We start from the raw sequence: 3,268 nt of genomic DNA on the forward strand, positions 1-3,268 counted from the left end.
GCCATGAGTTGATCGTGCTAGGAAGTTTTGGGGTTTCCATCACTAATGAAAAAATAAGACTAAATAGGCCGACGAAACCGAGTTGTATGACTCCGAGCGCAATCGAGTTCACATGTTTTGTTACGTTTCCAGTAATGATGACGTGAATCGCATAAAATAARGCAGAYARTATGCAAAATATATCGCCGTTACCGATCTTGAATTCACTAGTTAATGTTAATAAGCCAATTCCTATTATCGTTAACACAATTCCTAATATAACTTTCTTTTCAGGAATGTGTTTTAAAAATATAGCTGATAATATCGGAATGAAAATGACTGTGAGACATAGTAAGAAACCAGCATTAGAGACACTAGTATACTTTGTACCGAATGTCGCGAAAATGTAAACGATAAATAAAACGGAAGCTAGTATAAAAGCATATTTTACAGTTTTAAAATCGACTTTGAATAAGTGTTTGTAAAATATTAAACCTGATAAAAGAAAGGCAATAATAAATCGTAATGCGATTAAATTATATTCTTCTATGCCATCAAGTCCAAGCTTTGTAAGTAGGATGGATGCACCCCAAAAAAATGTAACTAGTAGTAGCATTAAATCAGCTTTTAATTGTATTTTCATTTCTAGTCCCTCGTTATGTATAATTTATGATTCCATACCCCTATCCCCATTGTTTATTTTAATATTAATTCTGAATATTTGGAACAAAAATTTATCGACGCTTTTTTCTCCATTCAATTATTGAAAGTTCGGATTTGAAGAAGATTAGTATGTGAGTTTCTAAAGTGAATAGAAATAATGAAAAAGAACCCAATTTCTCTATTTGGTCCCGCATTAACGGGCAGTAAGACTCCCACCTCAAAATTCGGTGAATGCGAGGAAGTTAGGTGGGAGATAACTGCCCGTAAAAGCCCGATTGGTGAAGGCTAATAATCAGTGGGGGATGGACAAAACCCCCACTGATTAAAGTTTCACTTTATATGGAGAAGTTGGGTTCTTTCGTTTTGGAATAATTATGAGAAATTTTTTAGATATTTCTCATATATTCATCATGTTTCTTTCATGCTCTTCTCACGTCCAAGTTTTACACTCATATGTATCAAAGGTAAAGGGAGGTAATACATTTTTTGCTTATCTCAAAACGAATGATAGATGGTGGTGAACAGATGAAAAAGAATAAACGTAAAAAATTACGTTGGTTAAAATGGATTTTGATCCTGCCGTTACTTCTGGCATTACTATTGTTTGGATTACATAGTATGAAGTTTGAAAGGTGGGATCATGAGAAGCATARGCAAGCGGCATATACTGTTTCTCACGATAAAGAAAGGGAAGCTTTCGTTACACAAAAAGAAAAGTTTAATAACTTTGAGCGAAATCAGCATCATGAAAAACACCATGAAAAAGAGTTTGAAGGTTTATTCTTTATACCATTCCTGTTAGCGTTTGGATTTGTTCTTTTCGGCTGGTTTATGATTCGTAAGTCTGAAGGGAATGCGATTAAAAAATGGACAGGCATATTGCTCCTAGTTATTGGTTTATTACCRGTYCTTCCGATGMTTGCATTTGTTGCAGCGATTGTTTGGGCATATAAAAAATTAAAAGAGAAAAGAATGGCAACTGATATAGATGTATACAGCGATTTTCAAGTACAAAAACAAGTAGATATTTTAGATCAATGGGAACGCAATATTCGTAAGGAGGAGAAGTAATAATGGGTATTTTAAAACGTATTAAAAATATTGTAGTGGCGGATGTGCATCAAACGTTAGATAAGATAGAAAAACCGGTTAGCATGTTGAAGCAATATCTTCGCGAAACAGAACAGCAAATTACGAAGGCTGAAAAAGCACTTTCTCACCAATATTATTTAGAAAAAAAGTATGAAGCATTAATTTCAGAAACGGTTGCTCTTATTGCGAAGAGAACTCGCCAAGCTGAGCTTGCAGTATCACGCGAAGAAGATCATATGGCGCAGTTAGCCTTGCAAGAAAAAATTGTGAATGAGAAAAAGGCGGAACTATATCGTAAGCAGTACGAAATAACAAAAGAGCAAACAGCAACGATTTATGAACAAATTGACAAATTGCAAAAGAAATATGGAGAGTTGCAATATAAAGAACTAGTTCTTGTTTCACGGTTAAATGCGGCGCAAGCGATAAAAGAAAGCAACAGAGCAATTGATTCGTTCCATACAGAAAGTACAGCGAAAGGCTTTGCACGCATTGAATCGTATGTGCAAAAGCTAGAAGCAGAAACAGCTGCTAGTAACTATTTTTATAATTTAAAGTCTCCGAATCAACAAGAAGTGTTAGATCAAAATTTGCAAGAAGAAGTACAGCGGGAGTTAGAGAAGTTAAAAGAGAATAAATAGTATGCAAAAAAGCCCATTTTCATATGGGCTTTTTTCTATGTGAAATTTCATTTGTTTTGTTTACATAATATCTTAACAATCGTTTGGTAAAATATATTTAACTGCATATTGTGAGGGTGGGTGGTTATCCCTTCTTTCTATTTGGAAGGAAAGGAGGTGATAATATGGAGTTTTTGTTTGATCTTGTAAAAGAGTTTGTGAAAGCGACTGTACGTGAAGTTTCAGCGTGTTTTTTGCGGAAGCAACTTCTGGATAAGGACAACAAAAAACCCACTCCGCGCCGTAGGAAGCAAAAGGGTGGGTTCCGCAAAAAGAAATAACTTATAATAACTACCACCCTATACGGTAGCAGTTAGGGAAGAGATGTTAGCGCATCTCTTCTTTTTATTATATGCCATTTTATTCGATGTCACACTTATATAGTATTATACGGAAAATATATCATATTCCTATTTTGTGGTCAATTTGAGTGTTGTAATTGTATAAGCAGTTTATTACATTTCCCTCGTAACATCATACCGCAACAATTGCCCCTGATCATAAAATTTCTCAAAAATGATGCCCATTAYATAAAAGAACAMTAAACCRAARCAAATRTGAATGAGYGTAAARGYAGCKCCAAATGAAGAAAATTCATACACSATAATYGGTAATTTCGCAGTTGTCCAAACGCCTAAGAAAAATACGATGTACCTAATACTTGCGCCTTTTTTTAATAGTAGTGCTGCAATTGGAAAGGCAACATAGAGGGGACCAGCTGCAATACCGCCTAATAATAGAGAGAATAATATTCCATATATGCCGGACTTTTCTCCCATGTATTTCATTAGCGTTTCTTTCTTCACCCACTGATCAAGTAACCCTACAAATATTAGGACGGGGGGGAGTAGAAA

5 protein-coding genes are annotated in these 3,268 nt (G+C 34.9%); 3 read left to right on the top strand and 2 right to left on the bottom strand.

Translation table 11 applies throughout. The features are described 5' to 3' along the window. Positions 1–622: DMT family transporter (locus tag AC1DJR_RS23130; RefSeq protein ID WP_477003592.1), on the bottom strand; the 622-nt coding region annotated here is incomplete at its 3' end. 545 nt (positions 623–1,167) lie between these two features. Between AC1DJR_RS23130 and AC1DJR_RS23135 the strand changes: the two genes are divergently transcribed. The 3 genes from AC1DJR_RS23135 to AC1DJR_RS23145 all read left to right on the top strand — a co-directional run bounded on the left by AC1DJR_RS23135 (position 1,168) and on the right by AC1DJR_RS23145 (position 2,695). Next, positions 1,168–1,713, top strand: coding sequence for a hypothetical protein (locus tag AC1DJR_RS23135; RefSeq protein WP_477003594.1), 546 nt, complete (start codon positions 1,168–1,170; stop codon positions 1,711–1,713). A gap of 2 nt (positions 1,714–1,715) precedes the next feature. Then, positions 1,716–2,375: a PspA/IM30 family protein gene (locus tag AC1DJR_RS23140; protein ID WP_131246823.1), complete on the top strand. Its 660-nt coding sequence runs from the start codon at positions 1,716–1,718 to the stop codon at positions 2,373–2,375. A 164-nt stretch (positions 2,376–2,539) separates the two neighbouring features. Beyond that, on the top strand, positions 2,540–2,695 hold the full coding sequence (locus AC1DJR_RS23145) for a hypothetical protein (RefSeq protein ID WP_165497902.1): 156 nt from the start codon (positions 2,540–2,542) through the stop codon (positions 2,693–2,695). 174 nt (positions 2,696–2,869) lie between these two features. On the opposite strand, the gene AC1DJR_RS23150 is transcribed toward AC1DJR_RS23145, so the two are convergent. Further along, a partial coding sequence (locus AC1DJR_RS23150) for a permease (protein ID WP_477003593.1) occupies positions 2,870–3,268 on the bottom strand: 399 nt, incomplete at its 5' end.

The organism is Bacillus sp. 05T31, assembly GCF_056396725.1.

Coding starts and splice junctions, on each gene's coding strand:
- AC1DJR_RS23145 (WP_165497902.1), top strand. CDS start 2,540: ATGGAGTTTTTGTTTGATCTTGTAAAAGAGTTTGTGAAAGCGACTGTA.
- AC1DJR_RS23140 (WP_131246823.1), top strand. CDS start 1,716: ATGGGTATTTTAAAACGTATTAAAAATATTGTAGTGGCGGATGTGCAT.